Origin of the sequence: Coleofasciculus sp. G1-WW12-02 (genome assembly GCF_040219735.1) — a bacterium.
Taxonomy (GTDB): Bacteria; Cyanobacteriota; Cyanobacteriia; order Cyanobacteriales; family Coleofasciculaceae; genus Coleofasciculus.
This window is the reverse complement of sequence record NZ_JAVJRX010000031.1, coordinates 1-24,581: the sequence shown is the minus strand read 5'-3', so window position 1 is coordinate 24,581 and position 24,581 is coordinate 1. Positions and strand designations below refer to the sequence as shown.

Below are 24,581 nucleotides of genomic sequence, written 5' to 3'. Positions count from 1 at the left end.
ACTTGAGCTATAAGCCAAGAACTTGAGTTCTTGGCGGATGCTGAGGCTGACGGAAAATGAAAATTCAGCTAAATCTTACGACTGAATCCGTAGCCTTAACACCACAGTGCTATTAACCGCTTTAGAAGGACGCCACTTGATCAAATTTCGCTTAATTAACTCAATTACTTTTACCATTTTCAAGGTTGAAGCCTCCTCATCTAACATAATCCGCCCGACGCGCCCTTTGCTTAGAGTAAACTCGAAAACGATTTCACCACTCAAATTAGACGGTAAATTCACTCGTTGCAAATATTGGGTCAGAGATAGGGTTTCAGTTTGATCCAATCCGGTGACACTAACCACTTCCAACTGAGTATTTTTCGCCGATGGAGACGAAGGCTTTTGACCTAAGTTTTTCGGAACTTCATTAATACCTTTGCTTACACTTCCTTGGGATGGAGATGTCGGTAAAATTTGGTTTGGATTTCCTTGTTCTGGCATCGAAGAAAAATAACTTTTAATCAACTGAAAACCATCTTCATCTGTGAAGGCATCCGAAATAGAGGCACTTTCAAGCACCCTATTTGGCTTCCTGGCTGAATAGGGTCGTCGTTTTGATTGAATTGACAGTGCACGACGAGATGCTGTTCCACCGAAAACACCTCGATAACTAACATCCTCTGCCATTTCCACTGGAACATTCATGGAAACAGATTGGCTTCCCGGTTCTACCCGCACATCATCACTAACGGCAACAAACGCCGTATATTGGCACAATAATTGATAGGTTAACGCCGTATCCGTTACTGCCTCAACCCCAGATTTGGTTTCATAAGTAACCATTTGATTCATCAAGTTTTTAATCCGCGCCCGTCCCCACAATTGAGCAATGGCTGGATTTCCGGTTTCGCTAAAATTGAGGTGAAATGTCTTTTGATAGCGTTCACCGTCTGCGGTAGTACCATTAATCTGTAAATCACCCGCCATGCGATCGCGCTTTCGTCCAAATAGCACCAAAGGCTGTTGGGCAAATAAATCGGGGGCGACTGTAGGGTAAATCTCTGGGGATTCTCCTGTCCCTTCCCAGTTTATTTCAATTGTCGTTAAGACGGGATTATTAATTGATCGGAAAAACTTTTCCACTACTTTTTCCGTCGGTTCATCGTGACGAATAATCCGGCAAATTCCGCGTCCAATTTCAGCAATGCGATTGAGTAAAAAGCGGTTAACTGAACTCCCCGCCCCGAAACTATATAAACGATTTCCGGGTTTAAGTTCCTGCTGCACTTCGGCTAAAATTTGAGTTTCATTGCCAATATAACCATCGCTGAGCAAAACCACACTTCGCAACCGCCCCTCTGGTGCTGGAACATTAATCGCCGCCCGAATCCCACTGAGCATTTCGGTTGCGCCACTGGCATGTAATTGATTAATATAATTAATTGCCAATGTTTGATTTTCGGGTGTATTGGCGAGGGGGGTTTGGGATAAATGGCGGACGGTATGGGAAAAGTCAAGAATCGTGAATGTATCGTTAGGATTTAACCCATTAATAAAGCGTCGCATGAGTTCTTGACATTTGTGCAAGGGTGCGCCTTGTTGGGAACCGGATGTGTCCATGAGAAACACCATATCCTTGGGGACAATTTCATCAGGGCGATAGTCTAAGGCGGGGATAAAATAAAGGGCAAAATGTCCGCCACGTTGATCAGATTGGGTTAAGACGGTAGCTTGGGTATTGTCTCCGGCGACTTGATATCTCAAGATTAAGTCTTTATTGGGAATGGTATCATCACCGCGCAGTTGTACCCGGATAATTTCTTCCTGAGTTTCTATCTGCAACTGATGAGAGGGTGAATGGACATTTTGAATCGGTACACCTGCATCAATTTCCACCGTAACGCCGATATCATCTGCAGAACGCATTCCTTCGGGTACGATTGGCGGCGTAATCCGCGATGCATCAGGGACTTCATCGGTATCGCCACTATCATCAATAGCTGTACCCGGAATATATCGGGGTCCCACTACCATGGGGAAGACGAATTCATAGTCCCCTTGTTCAAAGTTCAAGCTATTGGTGTAGCGAATCGTGACATCAATTTGTTCACCGGGTTTGATATTGGCGAGGGATTGGGTAAAGATATTATCGCGTTCTTGTTCGAGTAATCCGGCTGTGCGCCCTTCTTGTTTGGCTTGTTCGTAAATCTGTTGGGCTTCTTCGCGTTTTTTAATGGTTCCTTTAATCGTGCGATCGCCGATTTTAATTTCCATGTCATCCACGGCGGCTTCATCGGGTAAAGGGAAGACATAAACGGCTTCTAACGCTTGGGTGAAAGGGTTCTCAAATCGCTGAGTTATCTCGACTCGTGACAGGTTCCCAGCAATTTTAGCATCAACCTCGGTATGCTTGAGCGGAAAAACTAGGGAATTCCCGTCGGGAGATTGACAGTATAAGCCGTTATATTTCGGCGTGGGAGATTGAACGGGTGTCATTGGTTATTTATCCTTTTTTATCGGAGTTTTTTGATTGAGAGGAATGTGGTTAAACTTAGCTGGGTTGTAATAGGGTTATGGTAGCCTGATTTTTGACCCTTCACAACCCTCGATACAAGGCGCGTCTGTGTGTAGGGGCGGGTTTGACGACTATCTTTTCGGTTGCACCCAGATATAACTAAACCCGCCCCGATATAGGTTTCTAGACTTCCGGTGAAACGTCAGGTTTCTTGACTGATACAGTAAGTGGCGCAAGTTCTCATGGTTGAGACGGGTTCAGATGTATGGCGCGAGGAAAAAACAGTCTCTAACTCGAAAAATTCAGAAATTCCTTATTTATGAGAGTAACCCAACTCTAAGGTTAACCTATTGGGTTTCGTTTACGCTCTACCCAACCTACTTGAACTAACGACTAACTGACTGAAATATTTCTTCAGCAGTTAAATTTAAGTCTGGAAAAGCAACCGACTGGATAGAGTCATTGCCTCGAAATTGACTAATTTGGTATTCTCCATCGACTAAAAGATAAATAGAAATCGTTGGTTGTTTCGGATTACCAATAAATTTACGACCACCCAGAGCCAAATAATCGACAATCCAATACTCAGGAATTCCTATCCCTTCGTACTCTCCATATTTTTTGTAGTAATCATCCCGCCAATTACGGCTAACCACTTCAATGACTAAAGGGATCGATTCTCCCAGAGTCAAAGTCGATTCTTTTTTCCACAAGGGTTCGTTGCTCAAGTTCAAACGGTTGATTAATAAGATATCTGGCAAATAAGCCGATTCACTTGAGGCTGATTTCACCAGCGCTGTTTTCGGAATAGAATAGGGACGATTGAGGCGAACATATTCTAATGTCAGCTTTTCGGCTAAAAATCCCACAACGTCTTCATGTTCTCCGGTAGGCTGGGGCATTTCAACAATTGCTCCATCATGAAGTTCATAGCGTTTATTGTCTGGCTTCCAGTGGATGAATTCAGCGAAAGTTATGGGTTTTTGTAAGGATTGAACCATAATTTATTGAGTCAGGAGAAAAAGCGCGGACAAACCACAGAGACACAGAGGACACAGAGGTGATAGGGGTCTGGAGTAGGGGCACCAGTGCTGTGTCCCTATAGGTGGGGTTGTAGACTGTTTATCAAATTCAAAGGGTTGATTAACACGATATCTGGCAAATAAGCTGAAGCCGGGATAATCAATGATAAGATAAAACTTTGTCGCCGGATCACCCTTGCCCAGCCGAAATCAACTCATTGAATCGGCAACATCGGGGAATTGAAACCTGAAAATCCCTCTTTTGCCAGCAGGCTTTCCCGCAGTGTAGGGGAAGGCAAGGGGATCTCCCAGTCAAGCTCACCCATTCTCGGTTTCATCGTTTACATGAATATTCTTAGTAACCTGCTTTCCAAACCCGCCCAGCAATCCCGTCCGAAAAAACAACGTCGGGGTATAGAAATTAAATCCGAGTCTGAACTTACCATTATGCGGCAGGCATCTAAAATAGTCGCCACTGTTCTCAAAGAAATTACTGAACAGGTTAAACCGGGGATGACGACAGCGGATTTGGATGTTTATGCGGAAAAACGCATCCGCGAGATGGGAGCAACCCCCAGTTTTAAAGGATACCACGGCTTCCCAGCTTCAATCTGTTCCTGTCTCAACAACGAAGTGGTGCATGGAATTCCCAGTCGGAAAAAGGTGATTCGGGCGGGGGATGTGCTGAAAGTTGACACCGGGGCTTACTATGAAGGCTTCCATGGCGACTCCTGTATTACCATCGCCGTGGGTAATGTTAAACCCAACGCCGCTAAGTTAATCGAAGTCGCAGAAGCATCGCTGTACAAAGGAATCGAACAGGTGAAAGCGGGGAACTACCTGATTGACATTGCGGGCGCGATCGAAGATTATGTGAACGCTAATGGTTTTACTGTGGTGGAAGATTTCACAGGTCATGGCGTGGGACGCAACTTGCACGAAGAACCCTCTGTATTTCACTTCCGCACTCGGCAAATGGCCAATGTTAAGTTACGGGAAGGGATGACTCTGGCAATTGAACCCATTATTAATGCAGGTTCTAAGTTTACCCGTATCTTATCTGACCGTTGGACAGCCGTAACCGTCGATAATGCCCTATCTGCTCAGTTTGAGCATACTGTGTTAGTGACAACAGATGGATACGAAATTTTAACCGATCGCACTAAGGTGTGAACGAGTCGAGTTAAAATAGATCAACTCAAAACTTAGCCGGGGCGGGTTTAGTCACATCTGGGTTAATCAGAAACGATAGTAGTAAAACCCGCCCCTACACAAATCGGTTCGGGCGGGTTTAGTCACATCTGAGTTAATCAGAAACGATAATAGTGAAACCCGCCCCTACACAAATTGGTTAGGGCGGGTTTAGTTACATCTGGGTTAATCAGAAACGATAGTAGTAAAACCCGCCCCTACACAAACACCAGGTTCCCTGAGCCTAGCGTTGGGTCAAAACTAATCGACATCCTAGAGGTATAAAATGTCGGAAATTGTGTCTATCCACTCATTCCGTGGTGGCACTGGCAAATCAAACTCCACAGCCAATCTAGCCGCAACTGTCGCTAAAGCTGGATATCGAGTCGGTATTGTTGATACCGATATCCAGTCTCCAGGAATTCACGTTCTTTTCGGCTTTGATGAGAACAAAATGAAAAACGCCCTCAATGATTACTTATGGGGGCGCTGTCAAATTGAAGATGCGGCGTATGATGTCAGTTCTATCCTGGGAGAAAACCGCAAAATCAATAGTAAACTCTATTTGATTCCCTCCAGTATTCGCATGGGAGAGATTACCCGGATTTTGCGAGAAGGGTACGATGTCAATATGTTAATTGACGGTTTTGAGGACTTAATTTCAGCCTTAAAGCTAGACTATCTCTTCATTGATACTCACCCCGGTCTGAATGAAGAAACCCTACTGTCTATCACTATCTCTGACGTATTGTTAATTATTCTACGTCCAGACCGCCAGGACTTTCAAGGAACGGCTGTCACCGTCGATGTGGCGCGGAAGTTGCAAGTGCCTAAGCTACTGCTGATGGTGAATAAAGCCCATGAATCGCTAGATTTTAAGGCATTAGAGCAAGATATGACGAAAACCTATCAGGCTAAAGTCGCGGGGATTTTACCCTTATCGGAAGAAATGATTCAACTCGCTAGTGGTGATGTCTTTTGTATCCGCTTTCCCAGTCATCCTTTAAGTCTAGAAATTAAAAAAGTGGCACAGCAAATTATGACGTGATGAAAATATCACTGACATAAGCTAGGTTCGTAGTTGCGCTTTAGCGCTAAAAATCCTAGCTGACTATAAACCTTTAAGGAGCGTGCCATTTTCCTTGAATTAGTACCATTCACCTTAAGTATTAGGTGGGTGGGTATACGAAGTTTGACGTGATTTTCCCTCAAATTCATTTGTTATTTTACTAGGTTATCTAAAATATAAAATGAACTGAATACTTCTCTTTAAGGTCAGAAAAAAGACATGAGGACAATGAAAAAATGCCCTAAACCCGCCTCGACAAAAAACTCCATACTATCACTCGGTTGGGGCGGGTTTATTTACATCTTTTGTGAGGTAAGAAACGATAGTAGTGAAACCCGCCCCTACAGACGAATAATGGCACGTCTGGAACATTAAATGCCTAAACGTTGATAAATCTCGTCGAGATGGCGAAAATGATGTTGGGGATTAAAACAGTCCTCAATTTCATCCGGTGTTAGCTGACTCTGAACACGAGAATCTTGGGCAATGAGTTCCCGAAAATTTCCCCCAGGTTGATTCCATGCCTGATGAGCGCAAGACTGAACAATACTGTAGGCGTCTTCTCGACTGGTTCCCTTTTCCACCAGGGTTAACATGACTCGTTGACTAAAGATGACACCCCCATACCGATTGAGATTCCGCTTCATGTTTTCCGGGTACACCAATAAGTTTTTGACTAAATGAGTCATTTCATGAATCATAAAGTGGGTCAAAATGCAAGTGTCTGGCAGGATAACCCGTTCCACAGAGGAGTGAGAAATATCGCGTTCGTGCCATAGTGCTATATTCTCCAGCGCGGCGACAGCATGACCCCGCAGAATCCGCGCCATCCCGCTTAGGCGTTCGGAACGAATCGGGTTACGCTTATGAGGCATTGCCGAAGATCCTTTTTGTCCTTTGGCAAAAAATTCTTCAACTTCCAAGACATCGGTGCGTTGTAAGTTGCGAATTTCTACCGCAAAGCGTTCCAGGGAAGCGCCTAAGAGCGCCAACTGCTGGACAAATTCACCATGACGATCGCGTGAAATAACCTGGGTTGATGCCGTATCCGGATCAAGTCCCAGCTTCTGAGTTGCGATCGCTTCCACACGAGGGTCAGTATTGGCGTAGGTTCCCACCGCACCAGAAATCTTACCCACGGCAATATGTTGGCGCAAATTCACCAAGCGATCGCGGTGTCGCAATACTTCCGCCAACCACCCAGCTAGCTTAAAGCCAAAGGTAATCGGTTCAGCATGAATCCCATGCGATCGCCCAATCATCACGGTGTAGCGATGTTGTTGCGCCTGATAGCGGATCGCTTGAATCAGTTGCTCCAAACATTCCACAATCAGATTCAGACTAGCAACCAGTTGTAGTGCTAAAGCAGTATCTAAAACATCAGAACTGGTTAATCCCAAGTGGATGTAGCGCCCCACATCCCCCACATACTCATTCACATTCGTCAGAAACGCGATCATATCATGGCGGACTTGAGCCTCAATTTCCAAGATGCGATCGACATCAAAATTTGCCTTCGCCTTAATTTCCTCAACCGCATCCGCCGGAATCTCACCCAATTCCGCTTTTGCCTCACAAACTGCAATTTCCACCTGAAGCCAGGTTTTGAATTTATAGGTATCCGTCCAGAGTTCGCCCATTTCAGGCAAGGTATAGCGCTCGATCAATGCCTGCATACGCCCAATACAACCGTCATATTGTACAACTGTGCTTTGGTTTATTCCATTTTTTTGGATGTTGGATTGTAGAAGCCTTATGACTTGGTTGTATTAGTCATCCTTTCTGGACAGGTATCTCCAGGGCTAGCAGGATAAACTAGTATAAGTACCTATTGCAATATTTCCATGTTTGATCTCACTTTTTTACTTGAATTCTCCCGCGCCCATTGTGTGGCGATTTGTGCGGGGTTAGTTCCCCTTAACTTACTGCTTACGTTGCAGACGATGATTTTGACGGGACTCCAGCGCTCTCAACGTCAGGTGCGACTAGCGGCTGTACTTGCCTATATTCCGGCTGGGGTGATGGTACTCCATGTTTGGACATGGTGGATGATTGGGGTAGTGATGGCGCCCACGTTCATCTTGTTAGCCTTAGCTTGTATCTGTGCGGGGATTAATGTCTGGGCAAGTCTTTCCCCGGAAACGATGGCTAGTTTACTGCGAGGAGGGTGGTTCTGGGTGATGGAACATATCCGCCATTCTGATAAGCGTCGTGATTCTGTCGTTGTTTCTTAAGTTCAAATGCTGATGGACAATTGTTTAACAAAGTTGTACTCAGCGAAACAGGTTCAGATGTTAGTATTGCCCTGGAAACTGATAACCATGCCTTCCGTGCTGTTCCCGAACCCCTCACCATTCTGGGTTCCGGCTTGGCTTTAGGATTTGGCGCTATCTTCAAGAAACAACAGTCACGGCGTCGCCAGTAAATTCACTCCTTTCTCATAACCTTTTGTTCGGTTCTGATTGTAGAGACGTTGCATGCAACGTCTCTACAATATCGTTCAAAGCCAGAGATTTACGCAGGATGAACCATCAACGATAAGCTTGGGAGTATATTCCACACAACTAAGAACTGCTATAGGTTATCACTTAGAAGCAGTGCTACAGTCTCAAGATAGGCGATGACCACACTACTAACGCTTTTTAGCAAACAACGACAGGAACTTCAAGGCGCGATCGATAAAACGACGAATCCAGAACAGGTGGTGATGCTGGTGCAAAACCAACTCAATACTCTCGAAAGCACTTATATTGGGGGACTGAGCGTTTCTCAGGTGCGTCTGGCGGCTTTTTTCCTGGATGCGCTGCGCCAGTCTGTCGCCACTCTAGCGGCGGCGAATCCAACCAATCCGATGCGGGTTACCACCCCAGAACCGGAGTCAGAGGATCAAACAGGGCGACGGTTGTCTCCCAAACGCCTAATTCTCAAAGTTCTCCAGGGACTTATCTGTATCGGTATCTTGGATTCCCTGTTCAACTTGAGTTCCGATGCGCCCGGAGCGTGGCTGGATATTTTGCTGATGGCGTTGCTTGTCGGGCTTGAGGTTGTCTCCCAACTCGATAAAGGTTCTCCAGAAAACCCTACAGACGCCCTTGAATCAACAGCCTCTGCGCTTTCCTTGCGAATCGATAGCCAAGTCCTGTTAGATAACCTAGCGGAGGCTCTCAATACCATTGATTTGGCAGTTGCTCAAGCCCAAGATGGGAAGAAAACCGTAGAGGCGAATGCAATTGAGGAACAACCCGAACTATTAAATCTGCTACAACGGTTGATAGGCGCATCTTTTCTAGAAAAGCCCCAGATGGCGCTAGAACTGACTAAACTTATACCCCAAATTTTGATCGAGCAGGGTATTGAAGCCAAACTCTATCAACCGGATGATGTTAAGAGTCAGCGGGAGTATTTTGACTTCGAGCCAAGTATCAACCCCAATGCTAAAGAGTATATTACAATCGCGCCGGCTTTAGTGAAAGGCGATCGCTTATTGCGGCGGGGACGGGTAATTGAACCGAAACCTTAATAAATAATCAATTATGAATGATGTATTGTTCCGACAAAACCCTGAGCAAACCGAGAGTATTTTGAACCTGAACACGTCACCCCTATCTTCTATTCTTCCCGATAATATGCCTGTTTTAGAAACCATTGGATTTGATTTAGGACACGGTGAAACAGCCGTGGCTAAAGCGGTAGTGGAGAGTATTGATCCCCCAGAAATGCTGGAGGTGAATAATAAGAAAGTTCAAGTCACAGCCCTAGGCTGGCATCCTGATTTAGGTTATTTGGTGGGGGAGCAAGCGTTAATTCAAGTGGGTGTAACCCAACTCGATATTGCCTTTAAACAAAAACCAAATGCCGATCTAAATTACCGCAAGACTATTCGTCATTTTCTGGAAACTTACTACAATCTTTTGCAAAAAAGCAAACAACTGGAAGGGGAAGAAAAGAGTCATTTTTTCGTTGGTTGTCCATCGGGATGGTCAAAGCGCGATCGCCAAGAGTACCAAACCATCTGTAAAGCTGCTGGAATTACCCGACTCAGCGTGGTTCCAGAATCACGGGCGGCGTTTATGCAGGCAAAGGAAGCGGGGAAGCTGGATTATGACAAGCTCAAATCGGCGGTACTGATTATTGATATTGGGTCTTCCACAACCGATTTTACGTTAGTCAAGAGTTTACATGAAATTCCCCTAGATTTTGGGAGTAATACGTTAGGGGCTTTCCTAATTGACAAAGCAATTTTTGAGCGAACCGTGGCGAACTATGAAGATACCGCATTATTAAAATGGGTGTTTGAGGAATATCCCCATCATAAAGCCCGTTGTCTATTGGCTAGCCGTAAAGCCAAGGAAGATTATTTTTCTAACGAACAAGTCTACAGCCATCCCCAATCCTTTGCCCGTGGTTTTGAATCGATTAACGAACAGATTTATTTTATTCCCCAAGTCAATAAAGCAGTTATGACGGAGATATTAAATCAACCGTTAACGGAATTGGATGGGAAAAGTTGGATTGAATCATTTAGGGAGTCAGTGATTGAGGCAAAAGAAACCCTAGCTGAACAAGGGATAACCCCAAAGGTTTTACTCATGACAGGGGGTGCATCGCGGATGCACTTTACCCGTCAAATTTGTGAAGAAATTTTCCCCGAACCTGCTACCCAAGTGCGTCCAGATCCCGAACCGGAACGGTGTATCGCCCTAGGGTTAGCACGAGTCGGACGCTGGGATTTACGGGCGGAAGCGTTTAAAAAAGAAGTGGATCAACGGTTTGATTCTCAGAAACTAAAATCGATTATTGAACGACATATTCCTGAGTTAATTGAACTGTTAATTAAACCGTTATCCCAGGGATTAATTGACAACGCGGTTAAACCCAGTTTGCAAGACTGGCGCATGAATAAAATTCGGACGTTAGGTGACTTGGAAACTCGGATGAAGCAGCAGGCACAGGCGTGGATTAAAAATGATTCTCTGGGGAAGAATGGTACTGAATCCGCACGACAGATTGTCAAAAATCAATCGATTACTTGGTTTAACAGCAAGATTCAACCTGAATTGTCGGTGGAAACCGACCCAATTTGTCAAAAATATCAGATACCCAGAAGCAGTTTAAGATTTGAGGAAGGGATTGATCCGGATGTGGTTAACCCAGAAATCTCTGTTGGCGATGCTATCTTGGCGGATACGGTGTTATTAATTGTCAATATCGTAATTGGTGGGGGAACGGTTGGGGGGATTATTGCCCTGATTTTAACTGGACATTTGACTTGGCCCCTTTTAGTCATTTATGGTATTTCGGTACTGGCGGCTGGTGTGGAAATCACGCGCAGCAAAACCCAGGAAGCGATTAAGACCAAGTTAGATATTCCCAGTTGGAGTCGTCAATTTCTGTTGAATGATAATAAGATTAACTCAACCTGTGAGCAAATGAAGCCGGAGTTAGAGAAGGTGTTTAGGGAACAATTGCTTGAGAATCAGGAGGCGTTTGATGAGTTAATTAATAAGGTGGGGCGAGAGTTAAAGAAAGCGCTTAATGCGAAGGCGCAAGAAGCGGTAATCTTGATTCAGTAGAAAATGCCAGGTAATAATCACGCCTTTGTTGGGGCGGGTTTAGCCACTCAATTAGATAGTCACCGATAAATAAACAACAAAACCCGCCCTGATTAACCGTAGCTGAGAATAAATTTGATACCAAATCCGCCTTTATCACCCCCTTTTTCTACGGCGATTGAAATCGCTGCTACACAAACAAAGTCCGCCTGCGCGGACTAGGTTATAACGGGGGTAGCTAACCCGGATTTGGTATGACAGGTTTTCCGGGCGCACGTCGGTGCGCCCCTACAATTGTCTCAATGTACGCCGTGTCAGATAATCTTAGTTTCACGGTATGTGGTGTAACGAAGGGAGGTAAGTTTTGAGTGGGAGATTGGGAGATTTATAGATTGTGTAGGGGCGGGTTTTACTACTATCTTTTCGGTTTCACAAAAGATGTGACTAAACCCGCCCCTACTCAAGGTCGATTTTATGGATATATGATTTTGGCGCTAGCTGGTTTGAAAAACCTCAAACCTTACTTTCCAAAACCACACTCTGAATGGGGAGCAGCCATAATAATTACTCCCGCTTATTGAATGGTAATGTGCAATTAGTTTTTGCAGTGTTGGTAGTAATTCTGTTACGGACATAGCACAAACATTAGAGGAGCTAACTCTAATTATAGAGAGTGCGATCGCACCGGCTCGAACCTGACTTTTCACATGAAGTCTAGAAACCTGCGTCGGGGCGGATTTAATTACTTATGGGTGCAAGTGAAAAGATAGTAGTAAAACCCGCCCCTACAAGATCAAAACTTATATACCTTCGTTGCACCACATACCCTGAAAAGTAAGAACTCGAACCCACAGGAAATCCTACTACTGCAAGAGTTGCAACGTTCCCTGAATTCGCTCAAACGCCTGTCGATACACCGCCTCATTGCCAGTTCCTTTAGCCAAACTAATCACAATAATATCTTCACCATCAAGACTGGGAAACACGATATTCTCGAACTCGTACAACCCTGTAGACTGGAATGCGATCGCGTCTTGATTGGCTACCTGTTGCTCTTTATAGTTCTGTGGGGATACAAAATAGTCAGAACGGCTTTCTACCCAGTCTTGTAACGAGAGGCGATTGGGATTCTCATAAACCCAAAGGCTAACGTTGGCTGGCAATTCCGTACCCTCAAATTCATTCGTCTGCATCGCCTGATAATCCGCCTGCGTCCATACCTCTACGGTTCCCCGCCTCACTTCAGACTCAGTATCTGACTCTTCACTGGTATCATCAACAACAAACCCCTCTGGATACTCGAAACTGATACCCAAAGACTCGTTTTTATAAGTATTTTGGCTATCCGTTGACGATGAGTTAGTCGGAGTGGCTGGTTCGGTGGAACTGGAGGAAGTTACAGATTCAGCAGACGTTCCCGGAGAATTCACCCCAGAGGGAGGTTCTGCTTGACAAGCGATAGTCAGTCCCAAACTCAAACAGCACAACACTCGACCCAAAAACCAGGATATGCGATTGTTAGTTATCCATTGGCGCTGCATTGACATAAATCATCCTTCTTATCTGCCTTTATCTGGTTTTTCTCGCTTGGGTGGTATCTGTCCGGTTTTTTGAGCTTCTAGTACAGCTACCTCAATCAAAAAGGCAGCTAAACTCGCTCTGGGTCTGCCTTGGGTGTCTGCCCATTGCTCTAAACTTTCATAAATATAGTCGGGAATTGTAACGTGAATACGTTTGCTCACTACCAAGAGTTGACGTTCATTATCGCTTTTAATCTTACAGGTCTGCACTTGTAAATAGCTTTTCTTCTATTCCTTAAAACTGATATCTTGTACCTTTGTCAGTAAGCCCCGACACCCGCCAAGAACTCAAGTTCTTGGCTTATAGCTAAAGTCCATTAAAATGGACTAAAACTTTTATACAGTCGTCTTTAGACGAATGCAAGCTTTGGGTTCCTTGGGTTGAAACCAATTCCATTTTATTGGAAAATACTCAATTGACCAGCTTAGAGATGTTCCACTAACGTCTTCTACTCCTCCGATAAGAATCATCAAGGATGCTTACTCCTATCTAGACCTCGTATTCAGTTCAATGCGACTGAGAAGGTCAACGATCGCGATCAGAGCTTGGGTGATAACGTAGACGGTTAAGCAGCCGATTATACCTTGCAACACCACCACCAGTAAGGGGAAGACTACAGCAAGGATGTTTGCTCCAGCCGTGCGAACCTGAAAAAATCCCGTCCCAAACAAAAAAATTAGACTGAAAGCAACAACAAGGAAATAGCCAAAATACTGAATTCTTTTCAGATTGGAAATAAATCTTGTATACAGTTTACCTTGCTCAGAATTACCCTGTGTCATTTTCAGCCAACCCCTACTTCTATATCAATGAGAGTGTCCCCAGCCAGGAAACACTCTCATGCTACTACAAGGTGTGCGATCGCGAAGTCCTTTCTCTAAGCGCCGACAGATTCCTTAGCGGCGTACATCACCTCAAGGGTAATTTCACTAAACCCTCGCTCCCGCGCAAACTTCTCTGTATTCCGCTTCACTTTACCGCGCACGAAACCTGGAACCTTATTCAATTCAGTTTGTGCTTCTTTATTCCAATTCAAATCAGAACCAGCGGAAATCCCTTTAGTAATCACTTCCTTTGTATCATGACCACCGAAGATTTCCAACAGGTGATCTTCCATTCCCAAGGTAAAGGAATTGTACACTAAATCAGCCATTTGATTTGTCCCCTCGTAACCCATGAATGGTTTATAACCAATGGGGAAGTCTTGGATGTGAATCGGTGCAGCAATCACACCACAGGGAATATCCAAACGCTTACCCACATGGCGTTCCATCTGAGTGCCAAAAATAGCCGAGGGTTCAATCCGCGCGATCGCATCGCCAATTTCACCGTTATCCTCACTAATTAGGATCTGATCACAGTATTCGCTCACCTGTTCCTTGAACCAGTCTGCATCATACTTGCAATAAGTCCCCGCTAGCACTACATGAATCCCCATCTCCCGTGCCAAAATCTTGGTCATCGCCGCCGCGTGGGTATTGTCACCAAAGACAACGGCTTTCTTCCCGGTTAAATTCTGACAGTCAATGGAACGGGAGAACCAAGCCGCTTGGGATACATACAGCGTCTGATTATTAATATACTCCTCGTAATCCACATCAGCGCCTTGCTGGTTGAGTACCTGCTGAATCTTGCGGATACACCGTGCTGTTTCCACTACACCCATCGGTGTGATATCCACATAAGGCATATCGAACTCGGCTTCCAGGTAACGCGCCGCCATCATACCGATTTCCCGATAGGGCACTAAATTAAACCAAGCGCGAGGCAAATTTTTCAGATTGTGAACTGATGCGCCTTCTGGGATCACCTCGTTCACTTCAATCCCCAAGTCAGCCATTAACCGCTTTAATTCGGTGCAGTCGTGCTGGTTGTGGAAGCCGAGGGTGGAAATACCAATGATGTTCACCGAAGGCTTTTGAGTCTTACCCTCTGGTAATTCCCCTTTCTTCTTCGCCTTGTTCAGATAATACTGGACAATTTGCTCCAGAGTGCGATCGGCGGCTTGTAGTTCATTCACCCGGTAGTGGTTCACATCTGCCAGCATCACATCACCGTTCGCTTCAAGTTGAGCGCGTTCGACGAAGTTAGCCAAATCTTCTTGGAGAATGCTGGAGGTGCAGGTGGGGGTCAATACAATCAGATCTGGGGTGACTTCCTTATCCTTGCGGATGATATTATCCACCACTTTTTCCTGAGAACCCCGTGCCAAAACGTGTCGATCTACGATGCTGGCGGTTACTGGGGTGTAGTCTCGCTCCCGTTCTAGCATCGATCGCATCACGTTGAAATAATCATCGCCCAGTGGTGCATGCATGATCGCGTGGACATTCTTAAAGGAACTGGCAACGCGGAGAGTGCCAATGTGAGCCGGACCTGCATACATCCAGTAAGCCAATTTCATACCGAGTTTCTCCCTTGTATTTGTTGCACAAAGCCCGATTGAGGACGAATGGGCAGTGTTATTGATGAGTTTATATTTTCAAGTCGCTTCTGATTGTCTCAGACTTTAAGCATTTCGTGAGTAGGTATTAACTCGGATGGTCATGGCGGAAAAATCGCCCAAACCTGCTTACTGACTGGGATTCAGCCTCCAATTTAAACAACTACACGGTTGTTTATTGCAATCATTCTTAAAATTTCGCGAAATTCCTCAATGTTTCCCATTGACAAGGAGACGATCTCAGATAAACTCTCTTGAATAATCACCTATCAAAAATTTTGGCAACCTGACACGTTAGCAGCGAGTAAAGAAATGGCAAAACTAGCACAGTTCATGAGCTTGGCAGGGTTGATAACTTCTTTTTCTGCCCAAGTCTACATCCTCGTGCAAGCCTTTCGTTATTCTGCTCTTGACGGATTGCTTTGCCTCGTTATTCCTGGATATATTGTCTACTACGCGAGAAGGAAACGGACACGACAAACCAAACCTCTTCTCGTTTGGATAGGCGGTTTGCTCTTATTTATCTTGGGGCTAGTATTGTCTCCTTAGCTTCTCGTTGCGCTCGTGTTACAAAACATTACTCATAATGAGTCCACATCCGCAGAATCTTTACGGTATTCTCTGACTCAATCACTTGATACACGAGACGATGCTGGATATTGATACGCCGCGAGTAAGCACCAGATAAATCACCCACTAGCTTTTCGTAAGGTGGGGGATTCTGAAATGGGTTAATTTCAATGATATCGAGTAGTGCTTGAGCTTTGTCTCGTAAATTACTTTGAGATAGCTTCTTGGCATCCTTCTGAGCCTGTTTCGTGTAGACAAGTTGCCAAGTCACCACTCCAACTCCTGATCACATTCTTCAAGCGGAGTTGCCAAACCAGCACGAATTGATTCCCGCATTCCCGGTATCGAAAGTAGATACAGCGTTTCCTGAATTGCTAACCAATCGGCTTCAGACAGTAAAATCGCATTGCTACTTCCTGAAGTAATCACAATTGGCTCATGGGATTGACTCACAGCATCGATCAAATCTTGCAATTGCTGTTTGGCTTTATTAATAGGAATCATCGCCATCAACTTAGTCAAGTTTAAACTAATTACACTTGGATCTATTATATTCATGATTTTAGCGTTCTAGTGGCGCAACGGCTTGTCGATTGGTGCGAAAACGCGGCAATTTAGGAGTCATCATTGAAGCCTAACGGTGTAATGTGCTGACTTTATTGATTTGCCTTCAGCGATTTCAGCAATTGCCTGGGTCGAAATAGTTGGATATCTTGATAGCGATTAGGATAGTGGATAAACATATAATGTTCGTACTCGTACCAGTGCATTTCACCTTTTTCCCGATTGCAGCTACGGCAGATTACCCACAGATTTCCAAAGTCTAAGGACAGCCATGGGTATTGCGATCGCGGAAGTTTGTGATCGATGGTTCTCCCACCCACATCAGCAAATCGACTACCACAAACTTTATCATCGAGGTTCATGGTCTATCTGATTCAGACTTGATTTAGCGATATTTGTTGCGAGATTGCCTGTTTTTTGCCGAAAAACGAGAAGTTTGACTGTAATCAATCACTTCAACTTCAGTTTCGGGAAATTGCTGGTCAACTAAGTCTGATACCGCATTCACTTCCGCCGCCATTTCTTGATTAAAAGCTTCTATTTCTTCAAGCGTTTGGTATTTTTGACCAATGCGATCAGCTTCTAAGAACAATTCTTCTAAGGTTGGTTCATCATCCGCGTCAGGCTGAGCCGGTAACTCATTAATTTTTTGATAGAGCTGAATCACATTATCCCAGCCAACGTTTTTATACCCGTTTTCTTTGAGCCAGATTCGATCAGTTTTCGGCAACTTATTCCGACGAATTGAATTTGATTGCTGGACTTCACGATAGCCCATACCGCTAAATGTGCGACTTTGGTGTTTTTGGCTTGCCATACTAATTTGCCCCTACCCTAACGTCCACCGAAACAGTCTGATCAACGCTTTGCGGATCTCACTATCCTCATATTCCAACAACATTTTGGTATCTCGCGCTAATCGTAGTCGAATTTGGTCAACAATATTCGTTAAATCTCTGTTATCTTTTTTGAGTTTTTCATTAGCGTCAACCAACTCATCATTGTGAGTAGTTAGACTCTGCACTTTACCGGATAATATCTTTTTCTGATCCGATAACTGCTTAATCTGTGCTTCGAGTTTTTCCTGTTCCTGGGAAAGCTGATCCCTGTGAGTGACTAGGGACGTATTCGACTTCTCTAGCGTGGCGATATCCTTTTCTAACTTTTCATGCTCTACCTGAAGAGATTTGAGCTTTTTCTGTGCCTGACTCCGCTGCTGACCAAAATTACGATTATTTTGGCTAAGTTCTTCATTTTTGGCAATGAATGACTCAACCAGCTTCATGGCGCTAGGTTGACCTTGTAGCAGGGTCAATAACTCCTCACACTCTACCGCAGACAGGGATTGGGTAATGTTTTTATTAATGCCGTATTTTGCTTTCAGTGTATCTTGAAGAGTACTCTTGGTTGGCATTCACCTTCTCCTTCAGAGGTTTATTTTCACTATACCTCACGCGGCGTATAGCAGAATCTGTGTACCTCAGTTACCTGAAAAGCGACCTAAGCTTACTGTATTAATTAAAAATCGTCAAAAAAAGATTCTATTTTTTACAAAAATACATGCATCTAACCTCTACGTTTTTTTGCGCCTATATGTGCTAATTTAGCGCAGCATTCTCGCTAAATCAGGCATTTCAGCGACTGGTGATCCGAATTAATTTTAAAATAAATACACTAAGCCACAAGTATTAATTTTACCAAATCGCTGAACTAACGCAAAATCGTTACTAATTGAGAATAATTCTCAGAGTTTTTTTGCCCGTAACGTTCTGTAAAGCAACAAATCTCTCATCTAAACCCACTCCTAAGAAAAGTTTCAATTATCACCGATAGACTATACTCTCTAGGAATCCCCAATCGGTGATAATTGATCAGGAGATCACCCAGTTGTCGAGGAAAGAGTCATCCGAGAAAAACCGTATCCAAGACTACGAAAAATCACCTGATGCGAATCTTATTTTTGCATTCCAACTTTCCCGCCCAATTCCGTCACCTCGCCGTTATCTTGGCGCAAAACCCGCGTCACCAGGTTGTCTTTGGTACAACCCGCAAAGAGGGTCAATTACCTGGTGTTGCCAAGGCAATCTATACACCATCGCGCCAAGCCCGTCCAGAAACCCATCACTACGTCCGCCCTTTGGAAAATGCGGTGCTACAAGGGCAAGGCGTTTATCGCCTGTGTGAACAACTTAAAGCCCAAGGGTTTATCCCCGATGTGGTTTACGGTCATTCCGGTTGGGGTCCTACCTTCTTTATCAAAGACAGTTTTCCCAAGGCGAAACTATTATGCTATTTCGAGTGGTTTTATCACGCTCATGGTTCAGACGCCGACTTCGATCCAGCAGAACCCCTCAACGCCGACGATGAAGCCCGGATTCGGATCAAAAATGCGCCGATTCTGATTGATTTGTACAGTTGCGATCGCGGACTCTCCCCCACCCATTGGCAGCACCAACAGTTTCCCCCAGAGTATCGGGATAAAATTACGGTACACCATGATGGGATTGACACCAACTTTTTTCAACCGAAACCGGGACACAAATTAGTCCTCCCTCGGTTAAATTTAGACCTATCTCACGTCGAAGAACTTATCACCTATGTCGCCAGAGGAATGGAACCCTATCGCGGCTTTCCCCAGTTGATAGAAACCATTGCCTTACTGCAAGAAAAACGCCCCCATTGTCATGCGGTTATCGTGGGCGAAAACCGTGTCGCCTATGGTAAATCGCTTCCGGATGGCAAAACCTATAAGGATGTCATGCTGGAAAATTTTCCATTGGATCTCAACCGTGTACATTTTACAGGCTTACTTCCCTATCCAGATTATCTGCAAGTGTTACAAGCCTCTGCGGTTCATATTTATTTAACCCGTCCCTTTGTTTTATCCTGGTCAATGCTGGAATCCTTATCAACAGGGTGTTTAGTTGTTGCGTCGAATACAGCACCTGTAACTGAGGTCATTCAGGATGGCGTGAATGGTTTATTAGCCGACTTTTTTTCGCCCCAAAACATTTCTGAACGGGTGGAAGAGGTGCTGAATCATCCTGATAGTATGGCGGCGCTGCGAGTTCAAGCCCGCAAAACGATTCTGGAACGTTATGACTTAACTCAATTATTGATGCAGCATATCCAGTGGATCGAACAAACTGTTGGAGATTAACTTTAAATTTTCCCACCTATTTACCTTTGAGAAATCGCTCTCACTTCCTGCACCTCAAACCCCAGCGCCTCCGCCACTTGTTCCACACTCAACCCCATATCCAACAACCGAGGGATTGCATCCCGTCGCGCCTGATGTTCGTGCTGGGCGCGTTCATCACCAATTAGCAAGAGATTTCCTTGTGCATCCCACCAGCGTAACCAGCATTGAGTTTGATTTTGATAGCATCCTTCCCATAGTCCCAACTCTACTCCCAACGGCGCGATCGCATAATGACGCCGTTCATTCGCTTTTAAGGGTTCATAAAACCCATTGACGAGGTGATACACTTCCAACCTTTCCTGATTGATTTCGTAGATACCATAATAGGGAATTCGCATAATCCTTTCATAGACCCAAAACTTCCCTGGTTTCGTTGTTTGGGCTTGATTTGAGAACGATAGTGGCGTGCGATCGCGTTCCTGGGAACCATCCCCTGAAGCAAATTCCAATGCGATTAATGGTGCGATAAATTCCCGCCACAACACATAGGAACGACGGATTTTTCCGCCTAACTTGGGCGGAACATTGGGGACATAAAACCAATCTGGTGCTTCAGCCCCTTGTTCCGGTGGATCAGTTTCTCGCCAGTAGATCCCACAATCTTGTCCAATGGCGTATTGTCCATCAGGATGCAGTCGTTGTAAAACTGCTCCAATTGAATCGGTTAGGATTAGGCTTTGAGGGTGTTCTTGAAAATTCTTCACAAATGTACCATCAGACTCAGGAAGTTGAGTATGGTCTGGAAAAGGTGGCGGTAGTAAATCAGCGATAGGACTCTGAGTCATGACTGTTTGGGTAATGATTACATCTATTACATATTAGTTTGGCAAAAGTTGCCCCTTGTCATCCAGCTATACCACATACCCAATCCCTTGTTTCATACTAACAACTGAAAATCCAGATTAGCTCAGGGCGTGACGTTGAGCGTCTAACAACTCCTTAATGCCTATTTCTGCCATATCAATTAATTGATTAAGCTGAGTCCGACTAAAGCTTTCTTCTTCCGCCGTTCCTTGAATTTCAATAATATTCAATTCGTCGTTCATGATAATATTGAAATCTGTTTGCGCGGCGACATCTTCTTGGTAGTTCAAATCTAAAAATGGTTCACCCTCCAACAGTCCCACCGAAACCGCCGCGATTTGGTGACGGATTGGCGAGCGCTCTAATTCTCCAGCTTGGACTAATTTATCCAAAGCCTCAGCCAGGGCGACGTATCCCCCAGTAATTGAAGCGGTACGGGTTCCCGCATCGGCTTGCAGGACATCCGCATCCACCATCACCGTGCGTTCACCCAAGGCGGTTAAATCTACAGCCGCTCTTAAAGAGCGTCCAATCAGTCGTTGAATTTCTTGAGTTCGACCGGATAGTTTGAGTAATTCACGGGTTTGGCGTTGGGGTGTGGCGCCAGGAAGCATCCGATACTCGGCGGTTAACCAACCACTCCCTGTTCCTTCCAGAAATCGAGGGATTCCCGGCTGAATGGTGACATTACATAATACCTGGGTATCACCGCACTTGGTTAAGACAGAAGCTGATGCAAATTTAGTGAATCCAGGGACAAAACTGATGGGACGGAGTTGGTTAGGTTGGCGATGATCAGGACGTTGCCAAGACATGGTAGTACTTCTGAGTCAGAACGGGGTTTAGTCAAAAAACGTTAATTGTCCAGTTCAAGTTTGTGCAAGATATTCGGCTGAACTTGCTCTGGCGGTTGGTCGCCGTTTATCGTCAACAGCTTTTGACGATAGTCATAGTACTCCAGGATGGGGACTGTGCGCTCGTAGAATAACTCGATGCGGCGCGGGACAATTTCGGGATGGTCATCCAGACGAGACTTGGCTGATGTGGTGCTATCTTTAGCATAGTTTTGCGATCGCTCCACGGAACGAGTCATCATCACGGATTCGGGTACGGTTAAGTAAATCGCCCAATCTAGCTGTTGATTTAACTCCTCCAGGAGAAAATCTAATTCCTCGGCTTGGAAAGCAGTACGGGGATACCCTTCTAGCACCCAACCTTTCGCCGTGTCAGGTTGTAGCAGGCGCTGGCGCATGAATTCGATCAGGATTTCATCAGGGACTAATTCTCCCTTCTCGACGTAGGGTTGCGCCTTTTGACCTAAATCGGTTTGAGATGCGATCGCACGACGCAAAATGTTACCACTGGAAATCTCCACGATCCCCAAATGGCGACACAACTGTCGCGCCTGTGTGCTTTTCCCTGACCCTGGACCTCCCAGAATCACTAGTCTCACGATAATAGCTCCTCTGTTCCTAGCCTGGACAAGTCTTTCATCAATGTTGCACAAATCCTTTGCATCTGGGCAGGTTTTGACGCTAGTGACTACTGACCGTCATTTTGCCACGAATCCCCCTGGATGAACATTCTCACCGACTTACTCTTGACGGACTTGTAGATATGGTGTTTGATTAGGGATGCCACTGAAAAAAATACGCTATATCTTGTTCGCTGCATTGATTGGATTTCGAGTTAGGTTTCTTGAAGTACTTGTGGATTTTGTGATACAGTGACAATGTAGGCAGGGATAGGGGAGAAGGAAAGAATTACTAAAATTGAGTTAAGTTGTAAACGGCTAGAATCCCCAACCCCAAAGGATTTGGTGGAATAGTAGCAGAAACAGGCGATCGCGAATCAGGCGTCAGGAACCTCAGCCTAAAGGCATGAGGCTTGAAAGAGAAATCTAACAAGCCATTCTGACCAGCTTAAGTCTTAACTGACTACGTTATCGGCAAGTGTTCAAGACATACCAGTAGATGCTCCCGCTAGTCTACTGCTCTAGAACCGAAAAGTTAAACAGTTTTAAGGTCACTGAAACAGTGCTTTTTGGATAGTTACCGACCGATAACATTGGCGAAGCTAACTTTACCCGAAAGGAGATTGAGGCAACCATACCTCAAAGGAGGGGCAACCATACCCCTCCACCCCGAAAGGGGTATGCTTCTTAAACCGCTACCGCGCGTTCCTCCCTGGTCTGAAGCTTGCCCGATAAGCGAAGCGAAGGGACACGGGGTTTCCCACAACGGAGGAGTTCTAATGATTGAAAGCGCGTTCTGCCAAAAAGCTGCACTGCCAAAAAGCTAGAAAAAGCGACCATGAGACACTGATCAAGGAAGGCTTGAAGGGTGTCTATCAGATTTATTTCTCTTTAATTGTTAACTATGGTTTCCCAGTTAGAAACTCCGACCCTTAATTCAGCGCCTCACCTAACCTACACCCTAGAAGGGCTGGTACAAGTGTTTACCAGTTCCCAGCGCAGCTTTTTTACCAATGTGATTGCCCAAAGCTTGAGAATCGCTGGACAGGGGACACCCGTGCTGGTGGTTCAGTTTCTCAAAGGGGGTATTGGTCAAGGACACAAGCATCCGATTCGGTTAGGACAGTATTTAGAATGGATTCGCTGTGATTTGCCACGATATATCGATACCCCAGAATTAGATGAGGCAGAACATAGTTCGCTCAAGCAGTTGTGGCATTATACTCAACAGGTGGTGTATGAGGGGAAATACTCTGTCGTTGTCCTAGATGAATTGAGTTTAGCCATCAACTACGGCTTAATCCCCCTAACTGAAGTATTGAGATTTCTGGAAAGTCGCCCCAGTTCAGTAGATATTATTCTCACAGGACCCGATATGCCACCAGAACTTCTAGAGGTGGCTGACCAAATCACAGAAATTCGTCGCAGTCATCAGCCTTAGTAGGGGCTTGGTAACCAAGCCCCTGTACAATGTTGTACAAGAAAGTTTTTTGTCGCTCATTCTAAGGTAAAGTGACATGGCAGCGGAAGCGAGAGCGGTTCGTTTCCAGCTTGGAAACATTGAGGTTTCTGGTTACCAGCTAACCTCTGATCAGGATCAGCGTTTGTTGTTCACCCACAGGCAAATCGCCGAAGTTGTGGGAAAAAGCAAGGGGACAGCGCAAAAATTTTGTAAATCAAACGAAAACAACTTGCCAGAAACAGTCAAGGCTGTGGTACCGGACAAGCCTAGACCGATCGCGTTATCATCCTGGGATGCAGCCGTAGCGTTTTGGCAACATCAAGCCCATGGTGGGAATGAAACAGCAACGGCTTTAGTGGAAGCGGCGAATTCTATACCACTAGAAACTCTTCAGATTAAGACAGCGAGTGATATAGAGCCAGATAACCCACCCTATCCTAAAGATATAGAAGCTGCGATCGCAGAATTACCCCAAACTGATGAATTTCCCCTCGATAACCAACTCCAGCAACTGGATCAGGGGTTACGGTTAATCGCCAAATGGTTAGAAGAAGCGGGATTGGATCAACGTGCGATCGCGTCTTGGAAATTGAATGTACTTACCCAGCGTTTTCCGGCTTTAGCCAGTGCTGCGAATCAAGCGCAGCAGCTTTTGGTCACCCATTCGGTTGAGGAACCATCGGGGATGATCGCCTCCCAAGTGGCTGAGAAGGTGTCAGAGCAATTAGGACGAAAAGTTAAAGCCGCTCAAGTCAACGCCGCACTCCATGAATTAGGCATTCAGGAATGGACAAAACCGGGTTCGAGGGAGCGACGACTCACCGAGAAAGGAAAAGCATACGGGCGAGCTCTGCTAGCCACATCTAAAACCAATGCCTGGAGTGGAGCGCAACTGAGATGGTTTGATAATGTTGTTCCTTTGTTATGTGAATATTTTGCAGCTTCCCAATAAAATAAGTCAATTGGTTCCCATTCAGGTTATCCTAGTAAGTCGGCTATAGTTACCTACGGTAAGCAACCCCGGTCTAAAGACACGGAGCTTCAGCTAATTAGCTGAGGTTATGCTTACCAGCCTAAGTGTCACGCGCACTACGTTATCGGCAAGAGTTAAAGACCTACCAGTAGATGCGATAGCCCGTCTACTGCTCTA

The 24,581-nt window shown here is 45.1% G+C and carries 23 protein-coding genes and 1 pseudogene; 9 read left to right on the top strand and 15 right to left on the bottom strand.

From position 1 onward, the window contains the following. Nucleotides 1–75 precede the first annotated feature (75 nt). A complete protein-coding gene (locus RID09_RS04290) occupies nt 76–2,478 on the bottom strand; it encodes a VIT domain-containing protein (protein WP_446334712.1) in 2,403 nt (800 codons plus the stop codon). A gap of 405 nt (nt 2,479–2,883) precedes the next feature. Beyond that, complete coding sequence (locus tag RID09_RS04285) at nt 2,884–3,498, bottom strand: Uma2 family endonuclease (protein ID WP_446334711.1); 615 nt, start codon at nt 3,496–3,498, stop codon at nt 2,884–2,886. 366 nt (nt 3,499–3,864) lie between these two features. Here RID09_RS04285 and map point away from each other — a divergent pair, with 366 nt between their 5' ends. Continuing rightward, nucleotides 3,865–4,692 (top strand): type I methionyl aminopeptidase, encoded by an 828-nt coding sequence (gene map / locus RID09_RS04280; protein ID WP_446334710.1) that lies wholly within the window; start codon nt 3,865–3,867, stop codon nt 4,690–4,692. A 304-nt stretch (nt 4,693–4,996) separates the two neighbouring features. Beyond that, on the top strand, nt 4,997–5,758 hold the full coding sequence (locus RID09_RS04275; RefSeq protein ID WP_446334709.1) for a MinD/ParA family ATP-binding protein: 762 nt from the start codon (nt 4,997–4,999) through the stop codon (nt 5,756–5,758). 392 nt (nt 5,759–6,150) lie between these two features. Here the strand turns inward: RID09_RS04275 and purB are convergent, their stop codons facing one another. Beyond that, nucleotides 6,151–7,446, bottom strand: coding sequence for an adenylosuccinate lyase (purB, locus tag RID09_RS04270; protein WP_446334761.1), 1,296 nt, complete (start codon nt 7,444–7,446; stop codon nt 6,151–6,153). Nucleotides 7,447–7,623: 177 nt separating this feature from the next. Between purB and RID09_RS04265 the strand changes: the two genes are divergently transcribed. The 4 genes from RID09_RS04265 to RID09_RS04250 all read left to right on the top strand — a co-directional run bounded on the left by RID09_RS04265 (nt 7,624) and on the right by RID09_RS04250 (nt 11,352). Further along, the gene (locus RID09_RS04265; RefSeq protein ID WP_446334708.1) at nt 7,624–8,013 is read left to right on the top strand and encodes a hypothetical protein; all 390 of its coding nucleotides are present in this window, start codon (nt 7,624–7,626) and stop codon (nt 8,011–8,013) included. Nucleotides 8,014–8,033: 20 nt separating this feature from the next. Continuing rightward, a complete protein-coding gene (locus RID09_RS04260) occupies nt 8,034–8,204 on the top strand; it encodes a PEP-CTERM sorting domain-containing protein (protein ID WP_446334707.1) in 171 nt (56 codons plus the stop codon). A 195-nt stretch (nt 8,205–8,399) separates the two neighbouring features. Further along, nucleotides 8,400–9,299: a hypothetical protein gene (locus RID09_RS04255; protein WP_446334706.1), complete on the top strand. Its 900-nt coding sequence runs from the start codon at nt 8,400–8,402 to the stop codon at nt 9,297–9,299. A 106-nt stretch (nt 9,300–9,405) separates the two neighbouring features. After that, nucleotides 9,406–11,352 carry an Hsp70 family protein gene (locus RID09_RS04250; protein WP_446334760.1) on the top strand — a complete coding sequence of 649 codons (1,947 nt, stop codon included), beginning with the start codon at nt 9,406–9,408 and terminating at the stop codon, nt 11,350–11,352. A gap of 842 nt (nt 11,353–12,194) precedes the next feature. Here the strand turns inward: RID09_RS04250 and RID09_RS04245 are convergent. The 9 genes and pseudogenes from RID09_RS04245 to RID09_RS04205 all read right to left on the bottom strand — a co-directional run bounded on the left by RID09_RS04245 (nt 12,195) and on the right by RID09_RS04205 (nt 17,903). Then, the gene (locus tag RID09_RS04245) at nt 12,195–12,878 is read right to left on the bottom strand and encodes a hypothetical protein (RefSeq protein WP_446334705.1); all 684 of its coding nucleotides are present in this window, start codon (nt 12,876–12,878) and stop codon (nt 12,195–12,197) included. Between the two features lie 12 nt (nt 12,879–12,890). Continuing rightward, nucleotides 12,891–13,121, bottom strand: a complete 231-nt coding sequence (locus tag RID09_RS04240) for a ribbon-helix-helix domain-containing protein (protein ID WP_446334704.1) — start codon at nt 13,119–13,121, stop codon at nt 12,891–12,893. Between the two features lie 276 nt (nt 13,122–13,397). Next, nucleotides 13,398–13,694 (bottom strand): hypothetical protein, encoded by a 297-nt coding sequence (locus tag RID09_RS04235; RefSeq protein ID WP_446334703.1) that lies wholly within the window; start codon nt 13,692–13,694, stop codon nt 13,398–13,400. A gap of 95 nt (nt 13,695–13,789) precedes the next feature. After that, the gene (bchB, locus tag RID09_RS04230) at nt 13,790–15,316 is read right to left on the bottom strand and encodes a ferredoxin:protochlorophyllide reductase (ATP-dependent) subunit B (RefSeq protein WP_446334702.1); all 1,527 of its coding nucleotides are present in this window, start codon (nt 15,314–15,316) and stop codon (nt 13,790–13,792) included. 616 nt (nt 15,317–15,932) lie between these two features. Further along, nucleotides 15,933–16,196 (bottom strand): Txe/YoeB family addiction module toxin, encoded by a 264-nt coding sequence (locus RID09_RS04225; protein WP_446334701.1) that lies wholly within the window; start codon nt 16,194–16,196, stop codon nt 15,933–15,935. Beyond that, nucleotides 16,193–16,429 (bottom strand): type II toxin-antitoxin system Phd/YefM family antitoxin, encoded by a 237-nt coding sequence (locus RID09_RS04220; RefSeq protein ID WP_446334759.1) that lies wholly within the window; start codon nt 16,427–16,429, stop codon nt 16,193–16,195. The genes RID09_RS04225 and RID09_RS04220 overlap by 4 nt, the downstream gene beginning before the upstream one ends. A 152-nt stretch (nt 16,430–16,581) precedes the next feature. Beyond that, nucleotides 16,582–16,833: pseudogene (locus tag RID09_RS04215) on the bottom strand (HNH endonuclease); the annotation flags it as partial. Nucleotides 16,834–16,874: 41 nt separating this feature from the next. Then, a complete protein-coding gene (locus tag RID09_RS04210) occupies nt 16,875–17,306 on the bottom strand; it encodes a hypothetical protein (protein ID WP_446334700.1) in 432 nt (143 codons plus the stop codon). A gap of 12 nt (nt 17,307–17,318) precedes the next feature. Then, nucleotides 17,319–17,903 carry a hypothetical protein gene (locus tag RID09_RS04205; RefSeq protein ID WP_446334699.1) on the bottom strand — a complete coding sequence of 195 codons (585 nt, stop codon included), beginning with the start codon at nt 17,901–17,903 and terminating at the stop codon, nt 17,319–17,321. 531 nt (nt 17,904–18,434) lie between these two features. On the opposite strand from RID09_RS04205, the gene RID09_RS04200 reads away from it, so the two are divergent. Next, nucleotides 18,435–19,649 carry a glycosyltransferase family 4 protein gene (locus tag RID09_RS04200; RefSeq protein ID WP_446334698.1) on the top strand — a complete coding sequence of 405 codons (1,215 nt, stop codon included), beginning with the start codon at nt 18,435–18,437 and terminating at the stop codon, nt 19,647–19,649. A 20-nt stretch (nt 19,650–19,669) separates the two neighbouring features. Here the strand turns inward: RID09_RS04200 and RID09_RS04195 are convergent, their stop codons facing one another. The 3 genes from RID09_RS04195 to RID09_RS04185 form a co-directional block, all read right to left on the bottom strand. Next, the gene (locus RID09_RS04195) at nt 19,670–20,476 is read right to left on the bottom strand and encodes a Uma2 family endonuclease (protein ID WP_446334697.1); all 807 of its coding nucleotides are present in this window, start codon (nt 20,474–20,476) and stop codon (nt 19,670–19,672) included. A gap of 117 nt (nt 20,477–20,593) precedes the next feature. Next, on the bottom strand, nt 20,594–21,310 hold the full coding sequence (gene rph / locus RID09_RS04190; RefSeq protein ID WP_446334696.1) for a ribonuclease PH: 717 nt from the start codon (nt 21,308–21,310) through the stop codon (nt 20,594–20,596). Nucleotides 21,311–21,351: 41 nt separating this feature from the next. Then, nucleotides 21,352–21,948: an adenylate kinase gene (locus tag RID09_RS04185; RefSeq protein WP_446334695.1), complete on the bottom strand. Its 597-nt coding sequence runs from the start codon at nt 21,946–21,948 to the stop codon at nt 21,352–21,354. Between the two features lie 925 nt (nt 21,949–22,873). On the opposite strand from RID09_RS04185, the gene RID09_RS04180 reads away from it, so the two are divergent. Together RID09_RS04180 and RID09_RS04175 are read left to right on the top strand one after the other, a co-directional pair. Next, nucleotides 22,874–23,410 (top strand): P-loop NTPase family protein, encoded by a 537-nt coding sequence (locus RID09_RS04180; RefSeq protein WP_446334694.1) that lies wholly within the window; start codon nt 22,874–22,876, stop codon nt 23,408–23,410. Between the two features lie 76 nt (nt 23,411–23,486). Continuing rightward, a complete protein-coding gene (locus RID09_RS04175) occupies nt 23,487–24,383 on the top strand; it encodes a hypothetical protein (RefSeq protein WP_446334693.1) in 897 nt (298 codons plus the stop codon). The last annotated feature ends 198 nt before the right edge of the window (nt 24,384–24,581 follow it).